Origin of the sequence: Picosynechococcus sp. PCC 8807 (assembly GCF_001693295.1) — a bacterium.
Taxonomy (GTDB): Bacteria; Cyanobacteriota; Cyanobacteriia; order Cyanobacteriales; family MRBY01; genus MRBY01.
This window is the reverse complement of sequence record NZ_CP016483.1, coordinates 1,955,246-1,979,448: the sequence shown is the minus strand read 5'-3', so window position 1 is coordinate 1,979,448 and position 24,203 is coordinate 1,955,246. Positions and strand designations below refer to the sequence as shown.

At 48.5% G+C, this 24,203-nt stretch carries 24 protein-coding genes; 12 read left to right on the top strand and 12 right to left on the bottom strand.

All coding sequences use genetic code 11. From position 1 onward, the window contains the following. Positions 1-9: 9 nt before the first annotated feature. Together AWQ24_RS09590 and AWQ24_RS09585 are read right to left on the bottom strand one after the other, a co-directional pair. On the bottom strand, positions 10-1,812 hold the full coding sequence (locus AWQ24_RS09590) for a M61 family metallopeptidase (RefSeq protein ID WP_065716683.1): 1,803 nt from the start codon (positions 1,810-1,812) through the stop codon (positions 10-12). Between the two features lie 16 nt (positions 1,813-1,828). Beyond that, positions 1,829-2,509 (bottom strand): Crp/Fnr family transcriptional regulator, encoded by a 681-nt coding sequence (locus AWQ24_RS09585; protein WP_062434797.1) that lies wholly within the window; start codon positions 2,507-2,509, stop codon positions 1,829-1,831. A gap of 241 nt (positions 2,510-2,750) precedes the next feature. Between AWQ24_RS09585 and pap the strand changes: the two genes are divergently transcribed. Next, a complete protein-coding gene (gene pap / locus AWQ24_RS09580; protein ID WP_065716682.1) occupies positions 2,751-4,262 on the top strand; it encodes a polyphosphate:AMP phosphotransferase in 1,512 nt (503 codons plus the stop codon). Between the two features lie 94 nt (positions 4,263-4,356). On the opposite strand, the gene AWQ24_RS09575 is transcribed toward pap, so the two are convergent. After that, positions 4,357-4,995, bottom strand: a complete 639-nt coding sequence (locus AWQ24_RS09575) for a DUF3386 domain-containing protein (protein WP_012307469.1) — start codon at positions 4,993-4,995, stop codon at positions 4,357-4,359. A 239-nt stretch (positions 4,996-5,234) separates the two neighbouring features. Between AWQ24_RS09575 and AWQ24_RS09570 the strand changes: the two genes are divergently transcribed. Further along, complete coding sequence (locus tag AWQ24_RS09570) at positions 5,235-6,080, top strand: DMT family transporter (protein WP_065716681.1); 846 nt, start codon at positions 5,235-5,237, stop codon at positions 6,078-6,080. Here AWQ24_RS09570 and recG read toward each other — a convergent pair. After that, complete coding sequence (gene recG / locus AWQ24_RS09565; RefSeq protein WP_065717352.1) at positions 6,077-8,545, bottom strand: ATP-dependent DNA helicase RecG; 2,469 nt, start codon at positions 8,543-8,545, stop codon at positions 6,077-6,079. The genes AWQ24_RS09570 and recG overlap by 4 nt on opposite strands. A 64-nt stretch (positions 8,546-8,609) precedes the next feature. Here recG and AWQ24_RS09560 point away from each other — a divergent pair, with 64 nt between their 5' ends. The 3 genes from AWQ24_RS09560 to AWQ24_RS09550 all read left to right on the top strand — a co-directional run bounded on the left by AWQ24_RS09560 (position 8,610) and on the right by AWQ24_RS09550 (position 10,867). Then, the gene (locus tag AWQ24_RS09560; protein WP_315862302.1) at positions 8,610-8,933 is read left to right on the top strand and encodes a Uma2 family endonuclease; all 324 of its coding nucleotides are present in this window, start codon (positions 8,610-8,612) and stop codon (positions 8,931-8,933) included. A 71-nt stretch (positions 8,934-9,004) separates the two neighbouring features. Further along, entirely contained in the window at positions 9,005-9,625 is a 621-nt protein-coding gene (locus tag AWQ24_RS09555; RefSeq protein WP_030006398.1) for a YqiA/YcfP family alpha/beta fold hydrolase, read from the top strand. Between the two features lie 3 nt (positions 9,626-9,628). Further along, on the top strand, positions 9,629-10,867 hold the full coding sequence (locus AWQ24_RS09550; protein ID WP_065716680.1) for a lipid-A-disaccharide synthase-related protein: 1,239 nt from the start codon (positions 9,629-9,631) through the stop codon (positions 10,865-10,867). 19 nt (positions 10,868-10,886) lie between these two features. Here AWQ24_RS09550 and AWQ24_RS09545 read toward each other — a convergent pair whose 3' ends face one another. Both AWQ24_RS09545 and AWQ24_RS09540 read right to left on the bottom strand, forming a co-directional pair. After that, on the bottom strand, positions 10,887-11,270 hold the full coding sequence (locus AWQ24_RS09545) for a DUF309 domain-containing protein (protein WP_065716679.1): 384 nt from the start codon (positions 11,268-11,270) through the stop codon (positions 10,887-10,889). A 5-nt stretch (positions 11,271-11,275) separates the two neighbouring features. Then, positions 11,276-11,635, bottom strand: coding sequence for a ferredoxin-thioredoxin reductase catalytic domain-containing protein (locus AWQ24_RS09540; protein ID WP_012307462.1), 360 nt, complete (start codon positions 11,633-11,635; stop codon positions 11,276-11,278). Between the two features lie 279 nt (positions 11,636-11,914). Between AWQ24_RS09540 and AWQ24_RS09535 the strand changes: the two genes are divergently transcribed. Further along, positions 11,915-12,193 carry a DUF1816 domain-containing protein gene (locus AWQ24_RS09535; RefSeq protein WP_012307461.1) on the top strand — a complete coding sequence of 93 codons (279 nt, stop codon included), beginning with the start codon at positions 11,915-11,917 and terminating at the stop codon, positions 12,191-12,193. Between the two features lie 93 nt (positions 12,194-12,286). Here the strand turns inward: AWQ24_RS09535 and lexA are convergent, their stop codons facing one another. Beyond that, the gene (gene lexA, locus AWQ24_RS09530) at positions 12,287-12,904 is read right to left on the bottom strand and encodes a transcriptional repressor LexA (protein ID WP_012307460.1); all 618 of its coding nucleotides are present in this window, start codon (positions 12,902-12,904) and stop codon (positions 12,287-12,289) included. A gap of 305 nt (positions 12,905-13,209) precedes the next feature. On the opposite strand from lexA, the gene AWQ24_RS09525 reads away from it, so the two are divergent. Beyond that, entirely contained in the window at positions 13,210-14,013 is an 804-nt protein-coding gene (locus AWQ24_RS09525; RefSeq protein ID WP_083993516.1) for a class I SAM-dependent methyltransferase, read from the top strand. Here the strand turns inward: AWQ24_RS09525 and AWQ24_RS09520 are convergent, their stop codons facing one another. The 4 genes from AWQ24_RS09520 to remA form a co-directional block, all read right to left on the bottom strand. Continuing rightward, positions 14,014-14,655, bottom strand: coding sequence for a methyltransferase domain-containing protein (locus AWQ24_RS09520; protein WP_065716677.1), 642 nt, complete (start codon positions 14,653-14,655; stop codon positions 14,014-14,016). Between the two features lie 146 nt (positions 14,656-14,801). Continuing rightward, positions 14,802-15,401, bottom strand: coding sequence for an ATP-dependent Clp endopeptidase proteolytic subunit ClpP (clpP, locus tag AWQ24_RS09515; RefSeq protein WP_065716676.1), 600 nt, complete (start codon positions 15,399-15,401; stop codon positions 14,802-14,804). A gap of 78 nt (positions 15,402-15,479) precedes the next feature. Further along, positions 15,480-16,034, bottom strand: coding sequence for a guanylate kinase (gene gmk / locus AWQ24_RS09510; RefSeq protein ID WP_065716675.1), 555 nt, complete (start codon positions 16,032-16,034; stop codon positions 15,480-15,482). Positions 16,035-16,069: 35 nt separating this feature from the next. Continuing rightward, complete coding sequence (remA, locus tag AWQ24_RS09505; protein WP_012307456.1) at positions 16,070-16,342, bottom strand: extracellular matrix/biofilm regulator RemA; 273 nt, start codon at positions 16,340-16,342, stop codon at positions 16,070-16,072. A gap of 738 nt (positions 16,343-17,080) precedes the next feature. On the opposite strand from remA, the gene AWQ24_RS09500 reads away from it, so the two are divergent. The 3 genes from AWQ24_RS09500 to AWQ24_RS09490 all read left to right on the top strand — a co-directional run bounded on the left by AWQ24_RS09500 (position 17,081) and on the right by AWQ24_RS09490 (position 21,245). Beyond that, positions 17,081-18,418, top strand: a complete 1,338-nt coding sequence (locus AWQ24_RS09500; RefSeq protein WP_049761732.1) for a S41 family peptidase — start codon at positions 17,081-17,083, stop codon at positions 18,416-18,418. 116 nt (positions 18,419-18,534) lie between these two features. Beyond that, positions 18,535-20,505: an AarF/ABC1/UbiB kinase family protein gene (locus AWQ24_RS09495; protein ID WP_065716674.1), complete on the top strand. Its 1,971-nt coding sequence runs from the start codon at positions 18,535-18,537 to the stop codon at positions 20,503-20,505. A 74-nt stretch (positions 20,506-20,579) separates the two neighbouring features. Beyond that, a complete protein-coding gene (locus AWQ24_RS09490; RefSeq protein WP_065716673.1) occupies positions 20,580-21,245 on the top strand; it encodes a cytochrome b/b6 domain-containing protein in 666 nt (221 codons plus the stop codon). On the opposite strand, the gene AWQ24_RS09485 is transcribed toward AWQ24_RS09490, so the two are convergent. Further along, positions 21,242-21,838: a nitroreductase family protein gene (locus tag AWQ24_RS09485; RefSeq protein ID WP_065716672.1), complete on the bottom strand. Its 597-nt coding sequence runs from the start codon at positions 21,836-21,838 to the stop codon at positions 21,242-21,244. The genes AWQ24_RS09490 and AWQ24_RS09485 overlap by 4 nt on opposite strands. A 119-nt stretch (positions 21,839-21,957) precedes the next feature. Here AWQ24_RS09485 and AWQ24_RS09480 point away from each other — a divergent pair, with 119 nt between their 5' ends. After that, complete coding sequence (locus AWQ24_RS09480) at positions 21,958-22,623, top strand: nuclease-related domain-containing protein (protein ID WP_065710934.1); 666 nt, start codon at positions 21,958-21,960, stop codon at positions 22,621-22,623. Between the two features lie 129 nt (positions 22,624-22,752). Then, positions 22,753-24,102, top strand: coding sequence for a hypothetical protein (locus AWQ24_RS09475; RefSeq protein ID WP_065716671.1), 1,350 nt, complete (start codon positions 22,753-22,755; stop codon positions 24,100-24,102). Positions 24,103-24,203 lie beyond the last annotated feature (101 nt).

Sequence of the window (24,203 nt, the reverse complement as noted above, 5' to 3'; positions counted from 1 at the left end):
GCAAGGAATTTATCTTACCGCACCTGAATCTTTGGGATTCAGCCAGCCCTTGAGGTTTTGCAACTGCTTGGCAGAGGCTTGGGGATTTTTCACGACTTGATAACTGCTCGGTTGGGGGGCAGCGAGGGTGACGGCAAGGGTTTTCAGTTGGTCTTGGTGAAAAATCGTGATCGAAATTGTATCACCTGCTTGGTAGTTCTGAAGGCGATGGTTGAGTTGTTCGGCATTGGTGCGATAGTTGGCGATCGCCAGGAGTTCATCTTCTGGATCAATGCCCGCTTGATAGGCCGGGGAATCAACATTGACCGTTTGCACCAGGGTGCGATTGTTTTGGTCGGTGACGGTGAGACCCAGGTAGGGGAGATCTTTGTTGGTGTAGACGGGTTTGATCTGTAGGCCGAAGGTTTCGAGGGCTTCGCCGAGGGGAAGTTCTGCCGTGGTATGAAGAAATTCGTGGAAAAAGTCACTCAGGTCAAAGCCCGCCACCTCACTAATTACCTGCTCCACTTGGGCCGGGGTAAAGCCAATTTCTGGTTTGCCAAATTTTTCCCACATGATCCGCAACACATCATCTAGGGATTTTTGGTTTTGGTGGCGATCGCGGATTTTGAGATCCAGCAGCATTGCCACGAGAGCACCCTTGAGATAGTAGGACATCTGGTTATTGTTGCTATGGGCCTCGCGGCGGTAAAGCTTAATCCAGGCATCAAAACTCGATTCGGCTAGGGGCTGCACCAAACGCCCAGGGGTGAGGAGGTAGCGGGTGATGTCCTTGCTGAGGCTTTCAAGGAAAAAGGCCTTGTCATAGATGCCAGCCCACAACGGAATGAGCAGATCGTAGTAACTGGTCACACCTTCGGCAAACCAAAGGGAAGGGGTGTAATTTTCTGTTTCGTAGTCAAAGGTTTCGAGTTCCTTGGGGCGAATGCGCTTCACATTCCAGAGGTGGAAAAACTCGTGGGCCACCAACTGCATAAAGCGGTTGTACTGGTCGGATTTTTGGAAGCCAAACCGAGGATAGTTTAAAGAGCAACTTTCTTTATGTTCGAGGCCCCCATAGCCACTGCTAGACAGGTGCAACAAAAACATATATTCGTCGTAGGGCAACTCACCGCCGAAAATTTTGGCCTCGGTCTGGATGATTTTTTTGGTATCGGCGATCGCCTTTTCCGCTTCAAAATTGCCTTCCCCCCAAACGACCCAACAGTGGGGCTTCCCTTCACAGAGGAACTCATAATTTTCATGGAGACCCACCTCCACAGGGCTATCCACCAACACATCAAAATTTTCGACCCAGAAACAATTTTCCTGGTCTTCGATCAGAGGCAAGGTGGTATTCACTTCCCAGGCGATGTGGGGCGGTTCGACGGTCAGAGTGCAAGCTTGGTCTTGGTAGCCCGGAATAAAGCAAAATAAAGCCGCACCGTTGAAATAACCGTGGGTTCCATCGAGGTGATTGGTGCGGACGGTGAGGTCATTGGCAAAAACCCGATAGTGGACTTGGATGTCTGAGGTGTCAGTGGTTTCAACTTGCCAGTGGTTTTTCGTCACTTTGCGCCAACTGAGGTCAACACCTGCCGCTGTAGTCGCCCGAAAATCCTGGAGATGGCGGGAATATTCGCGCACCATATAGGAGCCAGGCGTCCATACGGGCATTTTTAGATCCAAAACTGCGGCTTCCCATTGGCTAATGTGAATGGTTACCTCAAATAGGTGGGTTTGGGGTTGGGGCATTGCCACTTGATAGGCGATCGCCACCGTATTTTGCGCGCTTGGGGCTGGCGTTGCCATGGAAGTTGCCGTATGAACCATCAGAAAAAATTTACTCCTATGCTCGGTTGGCTAAATTTGTCAGTTGCTTAAAGTTGATCAAATGAATGCGACCTTCACCCATTTCGATCCACCCTTTCCCTTCCAGTTTAGACAGAATCATCTCAACTTCTTTCGTGCTGATATCAGCCACATCGGCCAGGTCAGACACCGACAATTGAATAATTTCTAGGCCCTGTTCCGTCGGTTGACCGTAGTTTTCTGCCAGGAGGAGGAGAGTTTTGACTAACTTGAGGGCGGGGGGCTGCTTGCGCCAAGAAAACCGGGCATTGGCATTACGGAGGCGGCGCACCATGAGTTGCAGCATTTTGTGGTGCAATTGGGGGTCTTTAAACAGTAGCTGGATAAACCGTTGGGCCGAAACGCTAAACAGTTTGACTGGCGAAAGGGCCACCACATCCGTGGAACGGGGCGATTCATCTAGTACTGACATTTCCCCAAAAAAATCACCTTTGCCCATAATTGCGAGGGTCACAGTTTCACCATCCCCTGTGAGGCGGCGCACCTTAACCCAGCCGGATTCGATGAAATAGACGGCATTGCCCCAGGAGTCTTCCATTAAGACGGTTCGTTCGGCGGGATAGTCATGCTCGGTGGTGACAGACAGGAGCCATTCGATGGTTTCGGGGTTTGCGGTGCTAAAGAGGGGGAAAAGCTCGCTAAAAGCTTCAATGTCCATGAAATCTTGCCAGGATGTGCAGAATGAAACAATACAACGAATACAAGGTGATTGGCTGTTAGGCGCTATTTTCGCACGTTTTCTTTTCAGAATAGCTCACTTTCTGGTGAGGTCTAAATGGGGCGATCGCCCTACGGGAAAAGTCAGCCCCCTCACATTACAGTTTTTGTCACGATAACCATGGCGCGGGGTGTCCTTATTCATAATTTGTAGTGAAGCACTCTTGGAATGCAAAAGGCGCGTGTTAAATACCCTTGATCTAAAGCGAACCCTAGCAAAGGACACCTACAAAGAACAATTAGAGGAGTTGATGCAGCAATTGCGGTCTTTGCAAAATGCCTGTTGGCAGCACCAATTACCCGTAACGGTCGTCCTCGAAGGCTGGGCGGCGGCTGGCAAGGGCGCTTTAGTCAAAAAAATGACCAACTACATGGATCCCCGTGGGTTTTCGGTGTTACCGATCTTTGAACCCTCAGCCCGTGAGAAGCAATATCCATTTCTTTGGCGCTTTTGGCATAAGCTCCCGGCGAAGGGGAGCATCGCTTTTTTCTACCACAGTTGGTACACCCACGTCCTCGAAGACCGTCTGTTTGAGCGGCTGGATCCGGTGGAAGTGCCCCTGGTGACGCGGGAAATTAATGCTTTTGAGCGGCAGCTAGTAGACGATGGTATGGCGATCGCCAAATTTTGGATTCATCTATCCCAAAAAGAATTAAAAAAACGCCTCAAAACCGCCGAGGCCGATGAATTAGAAGCCTGGCGAGTTCGTCCGGAAGATTGGCAACAGGCGAAAAACTACAAAGAATATCGGCACCTCGCGGAGGAAATGTTGATCTACTCCAGCACCGGTGCCGCTCCCTGGATTCTTGTCGAGGGCAACGATTACCGGTGGTCGGAAATCAAGGTGCTCTCCCAACTGGTAGCGACCATTGTCGAAGCCTTGGATCGCCGCAAAATCACTATTCCTGAAGCGGTTCATATTCGTCCCCAGTCCCAACTCTTGCCCACGGAACCAGACTTTCTTGCCAAGGTGGATTTAAGCCTAGAACTAGAGGACAAAGACTACAAAAAACGTCTCCGGGCGGCCCAAATTAAATTACGGCAACTGCAACTCAAGATTCACCAAGAAAAATTACCAGTTCTGCTGTTGTTTGAAGGCTGGGATGCTGCGGGCAAAGGGGGGGCCATTAAACGCTTAACTGATGTCCTCGATCCCCGTAGCTACAAAGTCGATGCCTTTGGTGCGCCTACCGAAGAAGAAAACCGTTACCATTACCTCTGGCGTTTTTCTCGCCATTTACCCGGTATGGGGACGATTGGTATTTTTGACCGCAGTTGGTACGGGCGCGTTTTAGTTGAACGGGTCGAAGGCTTTGCGACGGAGGCAGAATGGAAGCGGGCCTATCGCGAAATCAATGAGTTTGAAGCCCAGCTAATTCATAAGGGTTATGTGCTTGTAAAATTTTGGCTCCACATTGACCCGGATGAACAACTAAAACGGTTTGAGCAACGACAGGACAATATTTTTAAAAAATATAAGCTGACCGACGAAGATTGGCGCAACCGAGGAAAATGGGATCAATATGCGGTAGCCATTAATCAGGCGATCGCCCGCACCAGTACCCCCGCCGCCCCCTGGACGATTGTGCCGGCCAATGACAAACTTTATGCCCGTGTTTTCGTGATTGAGACCGTTATCGAAGCCATTGAGTACAAGCTCAAACGTTTAAAAAATGGTGAGGCCATTGTCTAAACCAAAAAAAGCCGTCCCCTCGGAACGGCCTTGTGTTCACCTGAGATAGATGATCAATGATCACCAGGAGAAAACATTATGCTCAGCTTCGTCCCTAGAATTGAATATCAGTGAAAGTAAACACTTTTTTATCAACTTCTTGATCGTTTTCTAGGTAAGTAATTTCCCGACGGGTGAGGACATAGTAACCGCTAACTTTTTCGAAGCTATCCCGGAAAAGGCTCTTACCCGCTTTGGGTTCTTTGGTGGCCGCATCAAAATAGACCGAATCATAGCCCAAAGAAAGATAGCCTTCGTCGGTATTGAGCACGTCAAAGGTATTGATGTTAACGATGATGTCGCGGATCTTGCGGTTCACAAAGGTAACGACATTATTTTTGATTTTGTAGGAATTCCCCATGGACGCGCCAGTCACTTGGATTTCCTGGGCACCGTCGGCAAACTTTTCGCCAAATTCAAAGCTATTTTTGCCGTGGCTGTCTTCAAAGGAGCGGCGTACTCGGTGGACAGTGATTTCCCACAGTTGACCTTCGATTTCTTTTTTTGCTGCTTCGGCTTCAATCCCTGTGACCTCAAAGGACATATCGGCTTTGATGGCTACTGTGCCGGTGTAGCTCTGGTCGCCGTGGGTAAAGGTAACGGTGGCAGTAAAGCCGGGAAAATCTTGATCCCAGGTGTAGCGGTTTTCGTAGGCGGCCCGAAAGGCATCCTGGGCGGTGAGAGTCTGTGTCATAGTGTGCTCCAGCGCTTGCGTGTAATCACTGTTATTTCAACTTTTCTAAGATAACAGGTTCGTTTAAGTACAATCTACTAATAAAAGAGTTTTTCAATATTATTGAGAATTTAATTAACTATTTTTGGGCGATCATGTTGTTTTTGATCTTGTCAGGGGCTAGCGCTAGGAGTTGTTGGGGGTTACCTTACATAGGTCGGTCTCTGTGGCCTGTTTTCTACACTGTCTAAAAACCTTTGATGAGTCCTGTACTGCAATTGGCGATCGCCACCCTGATTTTGGGAACCTCCGGCGTCTTTATCAAACTGGCCGCTTTGTCTCCCCTCGTGATGACCTTTTTTCGGGCGGGCATTCCCCTAATCTTCGTCTCAGGCTTATTCCTCTACCGTCGGGAACCCCTTTTTTGGGGCGCAACTCCTTTTTTGTTGCTCATTTCCTTTCTCGATGCCGTGCGGGGACTGTGCTACATCATTGGCTTTAGCTATGCCGACCTCAGCAGTGCCGTCGTGATCCTCTACACCTGGCCCCTATTTACGACCCTATTGAGTTGGATTTTTCTCAAAGAAACAATTCCCCGCCGTAACCTGTGGCTATTGCCCTGCTTCATTTTGGGGATCATCGTTATCTACGCTGATGCGGAAATTAGTCTATCGAGCCGGAGCTTCTTGGGTCTTACCAGCGTTCTCATTGCTGCCGTTTTGGTAGCGTCTACCGTGGTGATGTACAAAGTTAAAGCCGCTGATTTTTCGGTATATCGGCTGATTTTTTACCAAAACCTTGTGGGTGGCGTCGTTTCCTTTCCTTTTCTACTGGGAACTCAACCTTGGCCCAACTTATTTCAGTTCACCATGGGAGGGATTTACGGGATTTCCATCGGGATTATTGGTTTTATGCTGTTTTTTTCTGCCCTCAGTAAGCTCAAAGCTTCGACCACAGCCCTACTCTGTTATCTCGAAATTTTAAGCACTATTGTCTGTGGCATCGTCTTTTTCCAAGAAGAGCTTTCCGTAAATATTATCCTGGGCGCTTCCCTAATTTTAGGAGGGAGTTTCTGTTTGAAAAAAACCGGCGATGTTGCCCCCTAGGTCAGGACGTCAGCCCCCAACAATTTTTGGTATTTGCGCTGGAGTTCCTGTTGCATCAGGGGATATTGCTCTAGGAGAGGATCAATTTTGAGCAATTGTTCTGCCGCTTGTCGGGCAATAAGTAAAACCTCTTGATCTTCTGTCAGACTGGCTAGGGCAAAATCTGGTAGCCCCGACTGTTTCGTCCCCAGCACTTCCCCCGGCCCCCGCAGGCGTAGATCCATTTCTGAGATAAAAAAACCGTCGGTGGATTGCTCCAACACCCGGAGACGAGTTTGGGAATCAGGATTTTTACTATTGGTGACGAGCAAACAGTGGGATTGATGTTGACCCCGACCGACACGCCCCCGCAACTGGTGCAACTGGGAGAGGCCAAAGCGTTCGGCATTTTCGATCAGCATTACCGTCGCATTGGGCACATCAACCCCCACTTCGATCACAGTGGTGGAAACAATAATGTGGTTTTGGTTATCGCGGAAAGCATTGAGGGCGGCGTCTTTTTCCTCGGATTTCATGCGGCCGTGCAGTAAACCCACGTTAAAGCTCTTGAACACTTGCTCAGAAAGCCTTTGGTGTTCGGCGACGGCGGCCTTAGCTTCGAGTTTTTCGGATTCTTCAATTAGCGGAAAAATGACGTAGGCTTGGCGACCCTGGGCTACTTCCCGCTTAATCAGTTCGTAGGCTTTGTGGCGATCGCCTCCTTTAATCACCCGAGTATCAATGGGTTGGCGGCCGGGGGGCAGCTCATCAATTTGACTAACATCCAAGTCCCCATGGAGGGTGAGGGCCAAACTCCGGGGAATCGGGGTGGCGGTCATGGTGAGGACGTGGGGGGCTTTTCCCTTGGCGAGGAGTTTACCTCGTTGTTGGACGCCGAAGCGGTGTTGTTCGTCGATCACCACCAGACCAAGGTTTTGAAACTGTACCGGATCTTCAATCAGGGCGTGGGTGCCGACGAGAACTTTAAGTTCTCCCGTGTTTAGTTGGCTGTGGATCTCCCGGCGTTTTTTCGTTTTTGTCGAGCCCGTGAGCAGTTCTACGGGCAGATGGAGCAAGTTAAACCAGCCCACCAATTTCCGGTAATGCTGCTCGGCAAGGACTTCGGTGGGCGCCATGAGAGCGGCTTGGTAGCCGGACTGGATCGCGGCGAGGATTGCAAAGACCGCCACCACGGTTTTCCCGGCCCCCACATCCCCCTGGACGAGGCGATTCATCGGTGTTGACTGGGCCAGATCCGCAAGAATTTCAGTGATCACCCGTTGCTGAGCGTTGGTGAGTTGGAAGGGCAGCAGTTTTTCAAAACGTTTAATGAGTTCCCCCTGGGGAATAAACACAGCACTTTTTTGGCTCGCTTTCTCCTGTTGCCGCCGTTGGAGGAAACCCAGTTGCAAATAGAAAAATTCATCAAAAACCAGCCGTTGCCGCGCCTGTTGGAGAATTTCGGCATTTTCTGGGAAATGAATATTGGCGATCGCCTCTTGGAGTTTCATCAGCCCATGTTGCTCCCGAAAAGCGTTGGGAAAAGCATCCTTAAGCTGCGCAATGGCAGGTAGAGAGTTAATGACCACTTTCCGAATTAGGTCAGCGGGAACTCCTTCCGTGAGGGGATAAACGGGCAATACTCGGCCAATTTTCAGGGATTTAATATCAGCGCCACTGCTGTCGAGCACTTCAATTTCTGGGTTGTCGAGGGTGAGGCCATATTTATTTTTTTTCACCAATCCCGACGCGGCGATCGCCACCCCCTGGGGATACTGTCGTTTGAGTTTTTCCTGCCAACCCCGATTACTGTAACGGGTGCCCGCATAGAAACGACTGAGCTTAATGCGGCCACTGCTATCCCGCAGCCACAACTCGAAAATACTGAGCTTCTGGTTTTTCGGGCTGGTAAAAATATTGCAGCGCACCACATGGCCCACCAGGGTCACCGTTTCCCCTGCTTCTAGGTCGGTGATTTTGACCTGCTTGGCATAGTCGATGTGCTGTCGGGGGTAGTAAAAGAGTGCATCCCGCACTGTCTCTAAACCTAGCTTTGCCAATTGGTTGCTGCGTTTCGGCCCGATGCCTGGCAAATACATCAACGGTTGATCTAGGGAAATTCTCTTGCCATAGGTTGAACTTTTGACATTACTTTCACAAACCGATTGGGTGCGGGGCACTTTCGCTTTGGGAGCAATCTGGCTTGGCTGTTCTAGTTCTTGTTTAAGTTGCTGCAAAAAACGCCTCGCCCCAGCTACCAAAAGACGGCGATCGCCTAACGTTGCCACGGGGTAATCGGCAAATTTCTGGGCAAATGCCTGCCACCGGCGTCGCTGATCCGGATCAATGCCTGCCGGGGGAACTGCGCCAAAACTCAGGCAAAGAAATTCACTAAAACGATGCTGATGGCCCTGGAGATCCTGAAAGCCCCGTTCCACTTCGATGGATAAGGCTTTTTGTAATCGCAAAAAATCCGGCTGATTCATAACACCATAAACAAAAACGTAGGCTAACCCCTCTGCCAACATTAAACCTTATCTGCTAATAAGCTTGTACCGCAATGGAAACGGTAATCACACAGCAAAGGAGATCCAACATCCCACGGTGATTGTAGAAGTCCTTTCTCCCAGCACCGCCAACTATGACCAAAGCCGTAAACTAAAGCTCTATCGGCAAATCCCCAGCCTCCAGGAATATGTTTTAATCGACAGTCAACAAATTTCTGTGGCCCTTTACCAGCGGCAATCGGGGCGGACGTGGGGTTACAGCGACTACGGCCCCGACGAAACCTTTTGGCTCCCCAGTATTGAATTTGAATGTGCTGTGGCTGATCTTTATGAAAATGCGATTCTTGAGACTCTTGATGACGAATAGAAAGGCGATCGCCCTTCGCCCAAACACCCAAAATATTAGATGATGGTCTGTGCTGTCCGTTTCCCTGGCTGATGACCCGCACCCTCTATCTCCACGGCTTCGCTTCTAGTCCCCAATCCCGCAAAGCCCAATATTTTGCTGAACATATCCCTGATCTCGTTATTCCCGATCTCAATCAAGACGATTTCAGTGGCTTGACCATTTCCCGACAACTGGCGCAGCTTAAACCCCTGCTCACAGAACCCAGTTACATCATTGGTTCAAGTTTGGGGGGCCTTACTGCGGCAATCCTGGCGGAACAATGTCCAGAACTGATTAAAAAAATTGTTTTACTGGCCCCGGCTTTCCAATTCACCACCAATTGGCATCGTCGCTTAGGCGAAACCACCATCGCAAAATGGCAAAAAGAAATTTATCGTCCGGTGTTTCACTACAGCTACCAGCGGGAAATTCCTCTCCACTATAACTTTTTTCAAGATGCAGAAACTTACGCGAATTATTCGTTTAAAAATACAACATCAACGTTAATTCTCCACGGCATTCATGATGAAACAGTACCCATTCAAGTAAGCGAATATTATTGTAAAGATCGACCCTGGACAATGTTGATTTCTCTCGACAGTGACCACAGTTTAGGTAATTGCTTAGACACGCTTGTGCAAGAAACAAAACAGTTTTTATTTGGGGGTTAACCGATGCGGATTTTATGTCTCAGTAATGGCCACGGAGAAGATGCGATCGCCGTCCAAATCCTCAGCGCCATCCAAGCCCAAAACCCGGAAGCAAGCCTCGCTGCGTTGCCTATTGTTGGTACAGGTCATGCCTACCAAAAATTAGATATACCAATCATTGGTCGTACCCAGCAAATGCCTTCCGGGGGCTTTGTTTATATGGATAATCGGCAATTAATGCGGGATCTCAAAGGGGGTTTACTGCAGCTCACTTGGCAACAATATCAGGCTGTGAAACGCTGGAAAAATCAAGGAAAAGAAAAGTCCTTAATTCTTGCGGTGGGTGATATTGTCCCCCTTATTTTTGCCTGGCTCAGTGGGTGTCAATATGCTTTTGTGGGGACAGCAAAGTCAGAATATTATTTGCGCGATCGCCAGGGAAATTGGCTCCCGAAAACCTCTGCCCTCGAAAAGTGGTTTGGATCAGTTTATTTGCCTTGGGAACGGTGGCTGCTCAGTCGGAAAAATTGTGTCGCTGTCTATCCACGCGATCGCCTCACCACCGATGTTTTAACAACCTACAAGATTCCCGCCGTGAATCTGGGCAATCCCATGATGGATGGTCTCGAACCTCCTGAAAATTTGCCCCAGAAGGAAACAAAACAAACTTTGACCTTTGTCTTGCTGCCCGGTTCGCGCCCCCCGGAAGCCCTGCACAATTGGCAAAAAATTCTTCAGGCCGCACAATTATTTGTGGAAAAGTACCAGGCGGTGAATTTTATTGCGGCGATCGCCCCTAGTCTCGACCCAAAAGAATTCTTCGACTGTTTGTCCTCTTTAGGTTGGCAAAAACTCGATTCTCAGCCCACTGAACTCACGTTTGGTGATCCTGAAGCCCAGGTTTTCCAGCAAAATAAAGCTCAGCTTGTCTTCACCCAACATCGCTATGCCGAAAGTTTGCACTGTGCTGATTTGGCGATCGCCATGGCGGGTACGGCTACCGAACAATTTGTTGGCCTTGGAAAGCCTGCTTTGACCATCGTCGGTGCTGGCCCCCAATTTACCCCGGCCTTCGCTGAGGCCCAAACCCGGCTCCTGGGAGAATCCGTGCTTCTTTGTTCTAGCCCCAAAGCCGTTCCTGACAAAGTGGATTTTCTGCTGAGTCATCCTGATTTACTCCAGGCGATCGCCATTAACGGCCAGGAACGCATGGGTACGGCTGGTGCAGCGAACCGTATCGCTAGTCATCTTTTGGCACTTTAATATTTAGAGAAGAAACAACCTAAACGGAATTGAGGCGTGGGAAACGATTCTCTGCTTGGAGCGCCTGATAAAAAGTTGTCACCTCTGCCGTGGGCAACCGTTGCAAACTGGCGAGCAGCACCTCTCCCTGCTGTATAAAGTCCACGAGATTCAGGCCACCGTAAACTTCTTCTTCCGTCTGGCGGAGGCGACGTAGCCCTTCTCCCATGAGAATTGTCGCGCCCCTGAGATTATCATTACTGAGGTGATAACAAGCCACGGCAATTTGCAAAATACCTTGGTAAAGAGACTTTTCTGGCTCCATAGCCTCAAACCACAGAGCCTCGAGGGTATCGTGGCACGCATAAAACTGTTGAGTGTTTAGTTGCTCTACCCCCACGAAAAAAGTCTCTGGAATTGTCATCGGCTCTATCCTTTCATGCTCGCCGCTACTTCTTTGACGTAATCCAGTTCAATTTCCTGCTTATCGCCAGCGAAATCGTTGTCTTCGGTGATAAAGAGCATACAGTGACAATCATTGCGCTCCCGCATGGGGACACAGGGGCAGTTCCAAAAGGCATTGTCGACTTCCGCTTTTTTGTCTTCGTAATGGCGACAGGGACAGAGGGGCGCACCCAATTCTTCTTTATGTTTAGCGAGGCCTTCGATCACAACTGCCGTTACCGAAGGATCGACACAAAAATAGGTGCCTGTGCGTTGGGCATATTTTTCGGCAAAGTTTTTCATCAACTCTAAAGCCTTGTCGGAAGCATTGTTCTCAGCAGTCATCGCGGTATTTTCTGGTGTATGGGACTGTTTATACGATAGTACGCTTTCGTGAATTTCCTCAACTGCTTGGGGTCTGTGCCCTGGAAACTTCGCTAGCATTTAAGGAGTCATATTATTCAGCGGGCGATCGCCTGGGAGAATTTTTCAACCAAAAGTCTCCTCGTCCAGTGCCTAGCAACAAATATTGGCGAAAACCATTGATTTCTGGTCGAAATTGCGAAATTTGTCTGCTGAAGCATCTACATAAATATTGACTTTTGCTGTAGTGAGGTTTGAACAATGACTGGTTTAATTATTTTTGCGGTCTATTCCCTAGCCCTGGGTTCTGTATTTTATTATCTCAACCAACCCTATAATCGCGATTGGTGGCTCAAAGTGACTACCATGAATCCATTTTGTGTCTACTACTTTGGCCCTTTTTCCAGTGAAAAAATAGCCCGCTGTCATCTGGCGGGTTACCAAGAAGACTTGGAACGAGAACAGGCCACAATTACCCAGGTTGTTTTAAATCAAACGATGCCCCCAGCACAACTGACTATTTGTCCGGAAGAAGCATAAATAACAAAGATTAACAGTAACCTGAATGAATATCTCTGCGAGTCAAATAATTCAGGGGTTGTACTTTCTATTTCTATTGAAGTTTATCGTCGCCTATTGGCCGTAGCCGCGCCAAACCCCCACTAAAACCCCCTGTAAATCGACATTGAGCGCATCGGTTTTTATTTCGTCATACTTGGGGTTTGCTGGCTTAAGAACAACTTTTTTTCCTTCCCGATAAAAGTGCTTTAGGGTTGTGCCGTCCCCTGTCACACGCGCCGCGACAATAGTGCCATTTTTAACACGGTCTGGGTCAAATACTTTTTGCATGATCGCGTAGTCCCCTTCAGTAATGAAGGCCTCAATCATGCTGTCACCGGTGACTTTGAGGGCATAACAATTAGGTTGGTTGACGACTTGATTGAGGATCAGGGTCTCACTTTGATCATCCGTAAAAGGTTCAACCAGGCCACCAGCGGTAATTGTCCCCAGAATCGGCAGACCTTCTCGCTGTTGTTGGGGGCGCAAAATCTTGAGAGTACGGGCTTTGCCATCGATCCAGTCGATGTATTTTTTCTTGCGCAGTCGTTCTAAACGGCTTTGGATTGGTGCTGGCGATCGCAAATTCATCGCGACCATCATCTGGCGAATGGATGGGGCATGTTGGTTTGTCTGGATGTAGTAAACAAGCCAATCGTAGAGTTCTTGTTGGGCGACGGTTAATTTTTGCATAGTCGAAATATTGCGCCAGTGCCACGAGCTTAATCACTTTCAAGGGACAAGCCACAGGCGTGAAGGCGTTGAATGTTTATGGTGCCATGGTACAAAACACATGATCTTAAGATGATTTGTACTAAACTATGTTCCCAATGGCAACAACTTCACGGCCAATCTGTAATATTTTTTGAGCTTTATCGCGTTTGATCTCCCTCGCAACCCTGACTTGAATTCGCCAAAAACAAGCCACAATGACAGAGAAAGGGGGATTAAGTGCGTTAGATTGTTGAGCAGGCATATTTTGGGTGGAAAATAAGGATATGGCTGAATATATCCACGGGTATGATCCAGAGGAACAACAACGTCTCGTTGATCAAGCACGCTACTGGGGCGATCGCCTGTTGTTAAAAGATCTCGCATTTGACCCCAAGGCGAAAATTTTAGACATTGGTTGTGGCGTCGGTGCTGTCCTCGGAATCATCGGTGAAAAGTTTCCCACCCTAACCTTTGCGGGCATTGACCACCAACCCCGTCAAATTGCCTATGCCACAGAATATTTACGTCGCCTGGGGTTCAAGACTGACCTACAGGTGGGAGATGCCTACGCTTTGCCCTGGGCAGAAAATACCTTTGATTTTGCCCTGACCGTGTGGCTCCTGGAGCACGTGCCCGATCCAGCGGGAATTATTGCTGAAGCGTTGCGGGTTTTACGACCAGGGGGCAAAATTTGCCTAACAGAAACCGATTACCAGAGCCTCCTGATTTATCCGTCCCATCCTGATTTTGACTATTTTCAGCAGGCCCTCTGCGAGTTATTCCAGGTTGCAGACGGCAATCCCTATGTTGGTCGCAGCTTAGGGGGATATTTAGAACAGGCGGGCTTTACTGAGGTCAAAAATGAGGCGATCGCCGTTCACCATTGGCACAGTCCCCAAAATCAAGACCTCAAAGGCTTAGTCGATCATCTCGACACCTGGATCAAACTGATGATCCCCCAGATGGTAGAGAAATTAGGCAAAAATCCCGACCGCCTCGAAAACGGCTTGACCCACTTCCGCCAAGTGCCCAATCATCCCCACGGCGCAATTACTCTAACCATTTATCGCGCCACAGGAATCAAATAACTAAAAAGTTTGGGGTACTTTTATGCCTTCAATAATGACTGCATTCTCAGTACGACTTGATAACTCGATCGCACTAATATCCTCAATTTCACTATCAAACGCTGCCTTATCCATTGCAGTAAAACCAGTATCATGAATGATACTTAGTAATGTTGGTGTATCGTACATACATTTGTGAGGAAACTGATAAAAAGGTGCCAATTTTCGCTTGATAACATTTTGATTTTGGGTTCCATACAGAACGCCCAAATTATGTACAAAATCATCTGCTCTCATATTTTGATTTAAGTAACTCTCAACAAATTTTCTGAGATCTGGTACAACAATCCTTAACAGACCATTATCTTTTAATACTCGGTAGCACTCCATCAAAAAATGTTGCCCTTCCTCTTTTGTAAGGTGCTCTAATGTATGCGAACTATAGATCACGTCAACACTTTGATCTTTCCAAGGAAATGTTTTTGTCAAATCGTGTAAAACAATATTGTCGTTCCAGTCTAGATTAAATAAATGAAGTTTAGAGTTTATAAATTTAAAGAAGGGAAACTTCATCAATCTAGCTCCAAGAGAATAATCCACATTAATCCAATTCTCTGGAACCTGATCACCACAACCGAGATTTAATTTAATCTTTTTTTTCATAATATTTTAAGTAAACTTAAATATTATTATTCAGCATTCTTTTAGTTTAGTAGTTTTATTTTTAGTTTACGACAAAAAAAGGATAACAAATTGTTATCCTCTTATATGGCTTATCTATTGTTGTTTATTCCTTCTGTAACACTGTTTTAAATAGAGGGATTAGTGGCCGAAGGACTTCTCTCAATGACCTGATCAATGAGGCCATAATCCTTTGCTTCCGCCGCAGACATGAAGAAATCGCGGTCTGTATCAATCTCAATCTTTTCTAAAGGTTGGCCTGTGTGGTCAGCCAGGTGTTGATTGAGCTTGCCTTTGAGATAAAGAATTTCTTTGGCTTGAATTTCAATATCCGTCGCCTGACCCTGGGCACCGCCTAGGGGTTGGTGGATCATAATCCGGGAGTTGGGTAAGCTCATGCGCTTCCCTTTGGCCCCAGCACTCAGCAGAAACGCCCCCATACTGGCCGCTAGACCAATACAGATCGTACAAACATCCGGACGCACTTGGTTCATCGTATCGAAGATCCCCATGCCGGCTGAGACAGAACCCCCCGGAGAATTGATGTAGAGGTAAATATCCTTTTCGGGATCATCGGCTTCGAGGAATAACAACTGTGCCACGATGAGATTAGCAATTTCGTCGTTGACTTGGGTGCCGAGGAACACAATGCGCTCCCGGAGTAGACGAGAGTAAATATCAAAGGCACGTTCGCCCCGACCAGAACTTTCGATAACGGTTGGAATCATGGGGTCTGTAAGCTCGTTGTTGTTTATGTCTTATTTGTTTGATTGTAATGGATTCAGTTGGCAGCGGTGGCGTTTCGGCTAGCTGAAAATCACTTTTTCGAGTTCTGTTAAGGCTGTTTCTAGGTCCTCATTGACAATTTCATGGTCGAACTCGTGGCTCATGGCCAATTCTTCTTTTGCCCGGACGAGCCGTTTGGCGATCGCCACCTCTGGATCATTACCTCGCCCCCGTAGCCGCTGTTCTAACTCTTCAAAGGACGGTGGCAAAATAAAGATTCTGAGGGCATCTGCATAGATTTCTTTAACTTGGTTGGCCCCAATGACCTCGATTTCGAGGATGACAAAGTTTCCCTGTTGAATTTGTGTTTTCACCGGAGGCAGAGGGGTGCCATAGTAATTTCCCGCATACTCGGCCCATTCGAGGAGCTCCCCCGCAGCGATCATCGTCTCAAATTGTTCACGGGTTTTGAAAAAATAGTCTTGCCCATCCACTTCTCCAGGGCGGGGCTGACGGGTTGTTGCTGAGATCGAGAGAAATAAATTTTGGTGGCGCGGCAGTAAAGAACGAACTAAGGTTCCTTTACCAACACCACTGGGCCCTGTGAGGACAATTAATTTTCCGGGGGTGGTCATGGATTCGGCGGCGACGGGAGATGATAACTCAACCGTTAAACTTTGGTCATCGCCATGGCGGGATCTTTTTGCACAACAAAGCGATGGGCCACTGTCTCTGGTTGGATCGCTGATAGTACCACATGGCTGGAATCTGTAATAATCACTGCTCGGGTACGTCTACCATAGGTGGCATCAATTAATTGGCCGCGATCGCGCGCATCGCTAATGATCCGTTTGATCGGTGCAGACTCAGGACTCACAATCGCAATGACACGATTGGCAGAGACAATATTACCGAAACCGATATTAATTAATTGTATTTCCATAGGTCGCTTGAGCTTTCACTAGCAGCAGCCAGTTAAGATTACAGATGGTTGATCGAGCACTTATAACTCAAGTCCAATGGTAGCGAGAAAAAATCGGAGATACAACGATTTAAGGGCAAAAATAATATAAATTTCTTGATTTTTACAGTTGTTTACCCATGGGACGAAAAATCTCGCCTATCTTAAAGCAAAAGCACCATTCTTGCCCTACATTGCATAGATTTATTACGGAGATCTAGCTTCTCCGCAGATTCATTAGTCGGGGTGGCAACGCGGTATCTCTTGATCCCTAAGATGCTCAGCGGCAGATAGTAACAGAATCACCTCGGCTTCTGTGGAATAGCAGATCACCACCCCAGCATAATTGCTGAAAATTGGGGCTAATTGGTGGAGTAATTAGAATACAAATGTCCCATGGCTTCAGCAACCCGTTAAGCCCTTTGTAAGAATGTGCTGTCGTACCCGATAAAAGCAAAACTGAATTGATTACAATGGAGGGCAACCGCACAAGATTCGGTCGAGTCAATCTCCCCTTTAAGCTGATCTAAAAGCGTTCGAGACTTGCAAGTTTCTCGCACACAGCGTTTTTAGGGTCAAGCCCAGGGGTTTCCAGGGGGCTTTTTCCAACCGTTTTTCCGGTGGGGAAGTCAGAAGGAAAGTAGATTGTTGACTTTGACCTGTCCCAATGGGGTGATTTGCGCCATTCCTCCCCCCTTTTTTCTTCGCTTTCAGATCTCCATGAAAAAGATTGCTCTGTCTTTGCCTCGTTGCCCAGATACTTTTGTAAAGGGTGCCCTGAGAACGTTATCTGTTTTAGTTTTGTTGACTGTGCCCAGTTTGTCTCGTCCGGCGATCGCCGCGATGGAAGATAGTCCGAAAGCCATCGTTGATGAAATGTGGCAGATCGTCTACACAGAATCCGTTGCCAAAAATTTTGAGCCGGAATCTTGGCTAAAACTCCGCGAAGATTTATTAAGCCAGAACTACGATACCTATGACACGGCCTATCGTCAAATTCGTGGTGCCCTCAGAACCTTGGGAGACCCCTACACGCGATTCCTTGATCCAGAGGAGTTTGAAACCCTAACCAGCCAAACCACCGGCGAACTATCTGGCATTGGCATCCGCATGGAAATTAATGCAGAAACTGGGATCTTGACGGTGGTCGATGTCCTCCCGGATTCTCCGGCAGAGGCGGCGGGAGTCCAAGCAGAAGATCAGATTATGCAGATCGATGGTCAGGTGACCGCTCTTTTGAGCCTAGAGCAGTCTTCGGAACTGATTCGGGGCCTAGAAGGGACTGAAGTGAATTTAAAAATTCGTCGCCGCGACCAGTCTTCCCTAGATCTTGCGATTACGCGAGCAAAAATTGAATTGGCCACGGTGAACTACGGGGTACAAACCATCGGGGACGAAAAAGTTGGCTACATTCGCCTTGATGAGTTTAGTTCCCATGCCGCTGAGCAAATGTATAACGCGATCCAGGATCTAAAGGCGGAAACGGTTACGGGTTTTGTACTGGATCTCCGGGGAAATCCTGGGGGCTTACTCTACTCCAGCGTTGATATTGCCCGGATGTGGATGGAAGAAGGAGCAATCGTTCGCACAGTGGATCGCAAAGGGGGCGATCGCCAATTTAGCGCCAACCAAACAGCGATTACCGATTTACCCCTCGTCGTGCTTGTGGATGAAAACTCTGCCAGTGCCAGCGAAATCTTAGCGGCGGCCCTCAAGGACAACCAACGGGCAACCCTGGTGGGGACTCGCACCTACGGCAAGGGCACCGTCCAATCAGTCCATGAATTATCCAACGGTGCGGGCCTGGCAGTCACAATCTCCCGGTACTATCCCCCCAGTGGCATGAGTATCAATATGAATGGGGTTAGTCCTGACATTACCGTAGAACTAGATAATGAACAGTTCACGCAACTGCGTCTCGATCCGAGTTTGATCGGGACGAGTGCTGATCCCCAGTTTCTCAAGGCAGTCAATATTCTCCAGAACCAGCGCCTTAGTGAAACTCCAGGCAAACAAGCCCCCCTCAGCGCCCGCTCGTCTGGTGCCATCTCCAATTAAGCACCTCCCGCTGCTTTGATCGTCTGCAGTTCCCGTAGATGAGTAACCCAGAAACATTTGTTACAATCATTTACAATGCAACCCATTCAACTGTAGGCGATCGCATCGGATAAACTATGCCATACCAGACCCGTACCCCCGCGACCCCGGTCAATTCGGTTATCGAACAGCCCGCCCAGGAGTCCGAGCTGTGGCGTTACAATCCAGAGGCGATCGAAGCCAAATACCGCAATCGTCCCTTTGCTGTTCTGGGACGCCTCCTCACCATTATTTCCAGCTTTAGTGGCCTGCTACTCAGAATTTGGTGGGCTAAGGCCACTGGAAACAACAACAATCCTAAAGCCCAACAGAAACAAGCCGATCACCTCAAGGCGATTCTGACGAAATTAGGTCCTACCTACATCAAAATTGGCCAAGCCCTCTCTACCCGTCCTGACCTCGTCCCTCCCGTCTATCTGACAGAGCTAACCAGTCTTCAGGATCAACTCCCTTCCTTTCCGAATGAAATTGCCTTTCGCTTCATTGAAGAAGAATTAGGACAACCCCCCGAAAAAATCTACGCCGAGATCTCAGATCATCCCCTTGCTGCCGCCTCCCTCGGCCAAGTCTATCAAGCTCGCCTCAAAACCGGCGAAAAAGTTGCCGTAAAAGTTCAGCGCCCTGACCTGCAACAGCGCATCAACCTCGATATTTTTATCATGCGGCGCATTGCCCGCTGGCTTCAAAATAATGTCAAACAAGTCCGCTCCGACCTAATTGGCATTACCGACGAATTTGCAGCGCGTATCTTCGAAGAAATGAACTATGCCCAGGAAGGGCGTAACGCAGAGAAATTCAAGAAACTCTACGGCGGCATGGCAGAAATCTATGTGCCGAAAATTTATTGGAAATATACCGGTAAGCGCGTCCTCACCATGGAGTGGCTCGATGGGACGAAGCTAACTAACCTCAAGGAAGTCGCTGCCAAAGGGATTGATGCCACCCATTTAGTCGAAGTCGGGGTGGAATGTTCCCTGCGCCAACTCCTAGAGTTTGGCTTTTTCCATGCCGATCCCCACCCCGGTAATCTTTTAGCCCTTGATGATGGTCGCCTTGCTTATCTAGACTTTGGCATGATGAGCATGATCGAACCCTATCAACGTTATGGGTTAATCGAAGCTGTGGTGCACCTAGTTAACCGCGATTTTGAAGCCCTGGCCCATGACTATGTCAAATTAGATTTTCTCAAGCCAGATACTGATCTTGCGCCCATCGTGCCTGCCCTAAGCACCGTTTTTAATAATGCTTTGGGAGCTAGTGTTGCGGAACTTAATTTTAAGAGCATCACGGATCAAATGTCGGGCATTATGTACGAATTTCCGTTTAAGGTGCCTGCCTACTACGCTTTGATTATTCGTTCGATGGTGACCCTCGAAGGGATTGCCATTGGTGTTGATCCAGAATTTAAAGTCTTGAGTAAAGCTTATCCCTATGTTGCAAAGCGCTTGTTGACCGATAATTCTCCGGAATTACGTCATTCTCTGAAGGATTTATTGTTTAAAGAAGGCAGTTTTCGCTGGAATCGCCTCGAAAATTTGCTGAACAATGCGAAGGATTCTACCGACTACGATCTTAAAGGGGCGGTTAATCAAGCCATTGACTATATCTTTTCAGAACGGGGTGAATTTATCCGGGAGCGCCTTGCCGAAGAAATTATTCAATCGGTGGATATCCTCGGACGTAATACCTTCCAAAACATTACCAGTTTGGTACAAGAGCAGTTGGGTCAAAAGCCGACCCACAACCAGACTAGGGAGATGAGTGCAGAAGACCGGGCGAACCTGGTGCACATTCAAAATATTTGGCGCATCCTCCAGGAAACCCCTGATTTTGACCCGATGTTTATTTTGCCTTTGATTCCTAAAGTGCTCATTAAGCCGGAAACGCAACAATTAGGTCAGAAAATCGCTGAAGGACTCTTGCAGCGCATTGCCGCCCGCTTCATCCGTAATGTTTTGTTGGCCGATCCCAACGGAGATAAGACTCGTCAGCGGGAGGTGATCCGTTATCCTGGGTCTCTGCCGCTGCCAAAGTCTGCGTTACGGTAATGTCTTAGGGAAATGGGTTGCTTTTTTGCGTAAAATTGAGCAAATATTAGCAATCTAAAAGACATTGTGGAGCCATGACACAATCTAAACCATATCAACCTATTTTATTGCGCTTGCTCCATGGCCTAACGGCGATTCTGGTATTGCTGGCTTTAGATACAGGGTTTTGGGTTTACGACATTTATGATGGTCGCTGGGGCCGTTTGGGTCTGCCACAGATTGAAGCGATGCAGGGCATCCATGGAACGATCGCCTTAACATTCTTTTTATTGCTACCGTTCTTTGCGGTGTACAGTTTTCGTCTGGGCGATCGCCGTTTGTTGCAGCCGAATTCCCTGACGCAATTAAAGCAACTGGGAAAACCGATTTGGTGGGTTTCGGCCCATCGACTGATTAATACAGGCATGCTGCTGGCGGGAACCTTAGCTGTCGTTACAGGCCGGATGATGAAGGAAGAATGGCTACCGGCAGGAGAACTCAATCATTTCGCCTACCTTGGTCATCTGTTGGCCTGGGGGGTCATGTTTGGGGCGCTGGCTTTGCACTTACTTTTGGGCATTAAAGTTGGAGGTGTCCCCCTATTAACTTCGATGGTTAGTCTGGGGAAACGGGAAGGCGATCGCCCCAAAAACTGGTTACAGGGATTCCAGCAGCGGCAGAGCTTGTTACTGAAATCCCTAGAAATCATTGTCGGTTTAGGGGTGCTTTTTGCCTTGGTTGTGCCCTTGTTTAGTTTTTAGAAATAGGGATTTTCCCAAGTTCCAGTAAAGACAATTTCCGCGAAGGGTTTGCGGCTACGGGGGCTCTGTTCCCGTTCCTGGAGGGCTTCTGGGGCTGTAGTAATATCACCCGGATAGCCAATGGCCACGGCAGCAGCCGGTTCAAAGCCAGCGGGAATTTTGTAGCGGTCACGGGCTTTGTCTTTATCGAAACCGCCCATTTGGTGTACCCGCAGACCGAGGGCTTCAGCTTGGATCGTTAAACTGGTCAAGGCTTGGCCCACATCATACATTCCGTAGGGATTCGGGTTATCATTGCGGGTAAATCGCTGTTTTCCGACAGAAATCATCAGAATGTATGCGTTTTTTGCCCAGGTCTGGTTTGTTTCCATCAGGCAGTCCAACATTTTGCCATAGGCAGCAGCATCAGCTTTTGTGGCCATCAAAAACCGCCAAGGCTGTTCATTAAAACAAGAGGAAGCCCACCGGGCGGCTTCTAATAAGCTCCCAATTTTTTCTGCTTCGACGGGGCGATCGCCATCAAAGATGACCGTACTAAACCGTTGACGCAGTAGGGAGTGAATTGGATATTGAGTTTGGGCGGGTTTTTCCATGGAACTTACGACAGAATAATGGGCAATAGAAAGAAAACTAAATTCCAGCTTTAGGATAACGACTTTTGGGTTGGATGTTTGGTGGATTATTGATGGATTAACTTTTATCTGGGCTAGTTATGGTTGCCTCTTCCCCTAGAACAGCGGGTCAAAATGTACGTCGCTTAGCCTTTAGACGTCGCCTCCAGTCCTGGCGGGCTTTCTTGGCGGCGGGAGGACTCCCGGTCTTGGTGGTGTTCATGTTTCCGGTCTTGGCGATTGGTCTAGGGTTTATTGCGGCCATCGTCATTGTGGCGATCGCCGCCTTTGGGGCAATGGGTTTTATTTTCCGGGGTTTAGATCTTTGGCAAGCCGCAAACCGTGCCGTTCAGGGGGCGAAAGCCGAGGAAAATGTCGCCAAAATTCTCCAGGAACTAGAGCCCCAGGGGTGGTCTTTTGAATATGGGATGCGCCTTGATGATGGCCTGGGGGATGCCGATGTGATTTGCTTTTCGCCCCAGCAAAAAACCTATGTCATTGATGTCAAATCCCATAAAGGCACGGTGATTTTCCAGGATCATCGGCTCCATCGCCGCATGGGACGCACGATCTATGGCTTTAAGAAGGATTTCTTACAAATTGTGATGAAGCAGGCGCTCCAGGTACGCGATAAAAAAAAGCTTGATTTTGTCACGCCACTGCTGGTGTTCACCCGTGCCCAGTTGGCTGTTTCTCACAAAAAAATTCGCGGGGTTTATGTCATTGGCCAAGCGGATTTGGTGGCAAAGTTGCAGGAATTGGGTTGAGCGCTGGGGTAGCTGTGGTCGTTCAAGGCGGTGGCGAATTACGTCATTTCTCAAAAATTTGATCGAGAAACAATTCAGACTCGCTTACGATCAAGGTAACAGCATCTCCCTGGACACGACAGATTTTTTATGCTCCACGATTTTCAATTGTCTATCTTGGCCCTGGGCCATGACCAGTATCAATTGCGTTTGAGTTCGGCGATCGCCCCTGGTGCGGAACCCATCATGGCAGTGGTCACTTGGCAACCGGAAGCTTGGCTGGCAACCTGGGCCAATTACCCCCTAGAGACCTGGGGGAAAATGCTGTTTACGGCCCTCTTTACGGGAGAGATTTACGAGCATTGGCAGGACATGGTGGCGATCGCCAAAGTGGATAATCTTCCCATTCACGTTTATTTGGGCTTACCGGATGGGATTTTGTGGTTTCTGCCATGGGAGGCGATGTTTATCGAACCGCAAAATTACACAGTCCACTTTTCTCGGCAACGGGACAGGGCCATTGGTGCCGACAATTCTGAAAATTTAGATACAGCGGTTGATTTGTCTTGGTTGGGGGAGACAGAACCCGAAGAGGATGTTGCTTTTATCCAAGATATTTTTGCGAATATGCCCGAACCGTCCGAGACGGAGACGGATACTGAGAATGATCATCGGGGAATGCTCTTGATTCCCTCCTGGCGCTCCCTATTGGCTTTTCCCCGTAGCCTCCTAGGGTTGGGTTTGATCATCATGCTCACTCTGGGGGGCATTCTACTGGGCCGACATTTACAAAATCTCTCTGTAACGCAGACCACCACGGAGGGGATCATGCGCCTGACGGAAAAGGAATTAGAAAAGCTCGCTGATGCGGACTTGGTGCAGTTGGCCCAGGCAGATATTGACCAAGATAATTGGGGCAATGCAGAGATGATCCTCGCTGAACTCCTCGATCGCCAGGCCTTTGGTATGGTGCAACCGTTACTGTTTGATCCGGCGATCGCCCCGGAGAATGAAACCATTGCTTTTTTGCGGGGGCGCTATATCTGGCAAACAACCTTGGCCGCCGTCCCACCATCGCCAACCCAAGCAACGGCGATCGCCACGGTGCAAGACAATTGGGACATAGCTCTAGCCCAACAGCCCAACGACCCCGAAATTTTAATGGCCCTGGGTTTTGTCCATTACCTCAATGCAGATTACGAAGCCGCTAATGATCGTTGGTATGAAGCCTTAGCGGCGGCAACGACCCAGGATTTCCCCCCAGTCCTCCAGGCAGAGATTTATGCGGGCCTGGCGATTAGTATGTACGATTTGGCCCAAGGGCAACCCACCGACGTTGACCAGGAAATTCTTGTGGGGAAAGCCGAAAAACTCCGGGCGATCGCCCTAGATCTCGATCGTTCCCAGCTCAACCCCCGTCGCCTCGAACAAAGTTGGTTGTGGTTTCCTGAGGCGATCGCCACTTGGCAAACCCTGCTCGCTTTAGAAGAATCTCCCTAGGTCATATCCGGGGCATACATTCGATCAACTTGAGCGCAAAAATCTTGCAAACCATTACGGCTTAAGCACGAGACCCCCTGATGGGGCGGACTTGGGGGACA